This window comes from Bradyrhizobium sp. (assembly GCF_035570375.1).
In the GTDB taxonomy this organism is placed as follows: Bacteria; Pseudomonadota; Alphaproteobacteria; order Rhizobiales; family Xanthobacteraceae; genus Bradyrhizobium.
Genome location: NZ_DATMLW010000045.1, coordinates 1 through 4854, shown reverse-complemented (window position 1 = coordinate 4854; position 4854 = coordinate 1). Strand labels below are relative to the sequence as shown.

Sequence of the window (4854 nt, the reverse complement as noted above, 5' to 3'; positions counted from 1 at the left end):
TCCGACGTGGAACCTTTCTTATCTGGATAGCCTGTAGTCGGTGGCTTTCGTAAGGCAAACCCAGATGGGTGCAGGCGCCGACGAAGTTCGAGCTTATCGTCAACCTCAAGACTGCCAAGGCGCTCGGTCTTGCCGCGCCGCCCTCACTGCTTGGCGCGCTGACAAGCTGTCGAATAGAGATGCCGTTTGCTGCGGCGCATGTGTCCGTTCATGGCCCTTCGCGTCATTTCCCCCGCGCTGCGAAGTGCGGTCGCTTTCGGGGCACGGCGGACATGGTCACGCTAGTGGCTGGCTCGACTGGTCGCGAATGACCCCAGAGCTGACACAGCTTCGAGTTCCGCGGTGCCGAAGGTGGTGTCGGCTCCTGATCCTACAAGCCAGAGAGCGGTGGTTAAAATGTCCGGTCCCTCTGCTCCCTCGGAACTGGAGACGCGGTCAACCGAGACGACAGCCTCTATGCCCCTCAAATTCTCGGTATTACTTGCACTCGCCTTCGTCATTGCGGGTGCATCCAATGTCATCGGTGCTTTCGCAAGCTTGGCGTCGCCCATCGGGCGGCCGAATAGGAGATCGTGACCATGACCTGTCAATGCGATTGCACCCGGCTTGCAAATCGGCGCTGTTTCATCGCCGGGCTCGCCTGCACGGCCATCTTGCCGATGGCGGCTAATGCTCAATTCGCGGGTCCGCCTACCGTCGAGGACGTGACGTTCATGCGCATGGCAATCGAGGAGGCACGCCTAGCCGATTTTCCGTTCGGTGCGGTCATCGTACGCGACGGCGCGGTGATGGCACGTGGACGCAATCAGGGACGGACGAACCAGGATCCAACCGCGCACGGCGAGATGGACGCGATCCGCAAGTGCCTCGCGGAGCACGGCCCAGCCACCCTGCGCGGCAGCACGCTCTACACGTCGGGCGAACCGTGTGCGATGTGCATGGGCGCCATCCTCTGGTGCCACGTCAAGCGGCTGGTGTTTGCCGCGTCGGTGACACAGCTCGCGACCAAGATCGATCAGATCATGCTGTCGAGTGCCGAGGTCGCGGCCAAGGCACCATTTGCTCCAATCTCGATCACCGGTGGCGTGCTGGCAGACGAGGCGATGGGGTTGTTCAGGTAGCGAGGATCCATGATCGCCATCTGCGCCGCGAAGGTAGCGCTGGTCGCGGCCGTTGCGCTGTTCGCGAGCCATGTTACTTTCGGAGAGAAGCGGACATCAACTGCCACGCAAGCATAATCTTTGGTAGGTCCGTTAGCCGAGGTAACGCGTCGGATCGGAGAGAATCACGTCGCGCACGGCCTCATGATATTTGATGTAGCCCGTGCAGCGGCAAAGATGTCCGTTGAGAGCATCAAGAATAGTCTGGTCAAGTTCAGCGCGCGGTATCCGCGATTTCGCCAGACGTTCCAGCAGCACTTGGCCCTCGTTCAAAAAGCCGGCCGTACAGTAACCACACTGAAACGAGAAGTGCTCGACGAAAGCCTTCTGCAGTGCGGACAGTTGCCCATTCTGGGCGTGCCCCTCAACCGTGCGGATCGACTTGCCGGCAAAGCTCACCGCCGGGAGGATGCATGTCGGGCTTGTCTGGCTGGTCCCATCGGGATTGTCGACGATCACTGCACAGCTCAAGCACTGCGCCACCCCGCATCCGAATTTGGTACCGGTGAGCCCCAGATACTCCCGCAGGAAGTCAATCATCGACATTTCGTCGCGCACCTCGAAAGGCCCGTAGGGTTTCCCATTCATCGTGAGGTTGATTGTCGTCACTGCAGCACTCCTTTGATCATGGCTTCGGTAACCGGCAAGGATCGGAAGCGATGACCGGTCGCATCGTGGATCGCGTTTAGGATCGCCGGAACAACGGGAATCATCACGACTTCAGCTATGCCCTTGGGTGTGTCGTTCGGTGCGAGCGGCGGCAGCACTTCGATCTCGAGGTCACTCATGGGCAAGTCCGACGCACGGGTGATCGTGTAACGGTCGAGATTCCATTTCCCATCGCCGGGCCCGCCTTCGTAGAGCGGCAGTGATTCCAGTAGCGCATAGCCAACGCCCATGGCGAAGCCGCCTTGCGCCTGTCCAACCACGACTTCCGGAACCAGTGCCTGCCCGCATTCGACAGCGCTGTACCCTCTGACGACCCGGACCCGGCCGCTCTTGCGGTCGATCTCGACGCGAACGAGTGTCCCGCACACCGATGAATAGCTCGCACCGATGCGTTGGTTCACGGCCGGCGGGAAGCTGATCTTTGTTCGATCGAGACGCACGAATGCGCCGGCGCCGGCACGCACGGCAAGCGCATCGATGTCGGCAGTCCAGGCTTCACCCGCGACCGTGAAGGATGCGCGCGACCATTCCCAACGATTGAAGCCGTGCACCATCGCCCCAGTGACACCGCCGCGCGCGTGCGCTTTCGCCGCGAGCACCGCGAGGTCTAACGGCGCCAGACTCGGCATCACCAGCTGGCGCTCTTGCCATTGGGCGCTGTCCCATTGCCGGGCCTGCGGGTCGGTCTTGGCAATTCCCCAAAGCTCGAGTGCGGCCGGCCACAGCCCGAAGTGGAATATGACGCGCGCCGCCTCGAATGCGCCGTGGGTGCTGATATGCGCGCCGACCGACGCTCTCGATGGAGAGCTGATCGCCGGCACCCAGCGCGTGTTGCGCGAGGCCGCATCCTGCTCGGACTGTGTGATGCTGTAAGAATCGCCGGACGTGACGAGCGCAAGCGGCGCGTACGCCTCGATATTCGCCACTGACACTTCATCGGACACGCCGCCGATAAGCGCGGCCACGCGATTGGCCAGCGCCGTGCCGACAGCAGTCCCCATTTCGACCGCATCGGAGTGGATCGTGATCCGGCCCTCGGGCGAGATCGCGACCGAAGACAACGTGCAGTCGGCGCCGCTGCCGAAATCCTTGGTCACGCAAGCCATGCCGGTCCCGACAAGAACTTCTTGTCGCGCGCCGGTTTTCGCGGCTGCCCGGTCCCGCCAGATTTGATGCTTGCTGAGCTTGTCGAGAACCTCGTTGGTCCGCGTGACACCAATCAGCGGGTTGCCGGTCATGGTCTTGCCGTCGGTAGGCAAGGCATTCCTGCTTCGGAACTCGATCGGGTCGAGACGCAGCGCCTGCGCTGCTTCGTCGATCAGGACCTCGAGCGCCGTCATCGTCTGCAACGTTCCGTAACCGCGCATCGAGCCTGCGGTAACGCCGCGCGAATGGATCGCAACGGTAGTAATGTCGACTTTGGGTATTTCGTAGATGCCGATCGCCGCCGTCGCCGCGACATCGGCGACACTGGCGGAAAAATTTGCGAGCCCGCCGCCATCAAGGACGTGGTCGGCGGCGAACGCGCGGATGCTGCCGGTGGTCCGATCGATGCCGATGCGCGAGCGCATCTTGAATGCGTGCCGTTTGATCCCCGACTGAAACTGCTCGTAGCGATTATTGGCGAGCCGCACCGGACGGTCGGGAAAGAACATGGCGGCGAGCGCGATGTAGAGCGGCATGATCGTGTGTTCGCGCCCGCCGAAGCCGCCGCCGAGGTAAGCGAAATGCGTGTGGATCTTGGCCGGCTTGAATTCAACTCGCGCGTCGCCGAGCAGATAGGCAAGCGACTCCGCCGCCTCCTGGGGCGACTGGACGCCTAGCACAATCTCGAGTTTCCGCCCGCTTGCGTCGTACCAAGCGAGACCGGCCTCCGGCTCAAGGAACATCGGGTCGACGGATTGCGTCTCGAATTCGCGGTCCAGGATCAACAGGTCTGGATTGTTGGCGGCAAGCTCGGCTCGGATCTGTTCACCGTAAAAAGATGCCCTGGCGTCCGCCGGCCCTTGCCGGTCCGGCGGCGCCCAGACCGGGACGTCGCCGTCGCGAAAACTGCATGGAACAATCCAACCGTCGAGCAATGGTGAGAAGAGATCCGGCGCCTGCGGTGTTGCTCCGGCAACACGCACAAAGCGATGCGAGCCATACGGAGCAAGGGCGACGGGACCCGTCTCTTCGCCGTATTTCGCACAGCTCGGCGCGCGCAAGGCGAGGCGCGCCTGATCGAAAGAGTCGAAGTGTTCGAAGATCAGCATAGCAAGGGGCTGGCCCAGATACAGCGGCGTTTTTCCCACGGGGCAGAAGAGATCGCCCTCGTAGAATGCGGGCACACGAATGCCGGCAACCGCGACGTCCGCGGCGGTGATTACACGAGACGGTTCGAGAGCACCTTGCAGCCATGAAAGGTCGAGGCCGGCGAAGACATGTGTCGCATCTGTCGCGCGGATGAGCAGCGCGTGCGAAGTACGCGAGGGCCAGCCCGGAAGGTCGGACGCGCGAAAATCGGATGCATAAAGCCTTGCGCCCACCACCTTGGCTGGGCCGTCGATGCGGCCGCCGAGAGCGGCGGCCGGATTCCGGCCACAGTGGCTCGGCGGCGTCTCACGCATCTCGAAATCCGGGCTCGCGGCAAAGGTCGCCCGCGAGAGACTGACCGCGATGCCATATGATGTTGCCGAGGTGACGAACTGGCGGCGCGACATGCCCATGCGTTGTTACCTCTTCGCGCATCCTAGGACTTGCACGCACTCCATGGCAGACATTTTTTGTCACCCGCACCCCGCCGCGGAGCTGGCCAAAAGCCGGAATGACCGCTTATGGCCCTCCGCGTCATTTCGCTGCAAGCAGCGCCTCGGTCGCTTTCGGAGCGAAGCGGACATTGAGCGGCAGGCGATCGTAATGACCCTCCAGCCAGTGATACTCGACCGTCACATCTTGCCCTTCGACATAGCCGGGTTCGTTGAGGCCCTTGCGGAACGCGGCCACAAGACGCGCGGCGGTATTGGCTGTTCCGCCGCCGATAACC

Annotated in this window: 3 protein-coding genes and 1 pseudogene; 1 reads left to right on the top strand and 3 read right to left on the bottom strand. The window is 62.4% G+C overall.

The genetic code is table 11. The features are described 5' to 3' along the window. The first annotated feature begins 578 nt into the window (after nucleotides 1–578). Nucleotides 579–1121, top strand: coding sequence for a nucleoside deaminase (locus VNX23_RS05475; RefSeq protein WP_325628169.1), 543 nt, complete (start codon nucleotides 579–581; stop codon nucleotides 1119–1121). A gap of 132 nt (nucleotides 1122–1253) precedes the next feature. Here the strand turns inward: VNX23_RS05475 and VNX23_RS05470 are convergent, their stop codons facing one another. From VNX23_RS05470 to VNX23_RS05460, 3 genes and pseudogenes are all read right to left on the bottom strand, one after another. Further along, nucleotides 1254–1769 carry a (2Fe-2S)-binding protein gene (locus VNX23_RS05470; RefSeq protein ID WP_325628168.1) on the bottom strand — a complete coding sequence of 172 codons (516 nt, stop codon included), beginning with the start codon at nucleotides 1767–1769 and terminating at the stop codon, nucleotides 1254–1256. After that, nucleotides 1766–4537 (bottom strand): xanthine dehydrogenase family protein molybdopterin-binding subunit, encoded by a 2772-nt coding sequence (locus tag VNX23_RS05465; protein WP_325628167.1) that lies wholly within the window; start codon nucleotides 4535–4537, stop codon nucleotides 1766–1768. Before VNX23_RS05465 ends, VNX23_RS05470 begins: the two co-directional genes overlap by 4 nt. Nucleotides 4538–4658: 121 nt before the next feature. Further along, nucleotides 4659–4854 (bottom strand): annotated as a pseudogene (locus VNX23_RS05460) (ABC transporter substrate-binding protein); the annotation flags it as partial.

Coding starts and splice junctions, on each gene's coding strand:
- VNX23_RS05475 (WP_325628169.1), top strand. CDS start 579: ATGACCTGTCAATGCGATTGCACCCGGCTTGCAAATCGGCGCTGTTTC.
- VNX23_RS05465 (WP_325628167.1), bottom strand. CDS start 4,537: ATGGGCATGTCGCGCCGCCAGTTCGTCACCTCGGCAACATCATATGGC.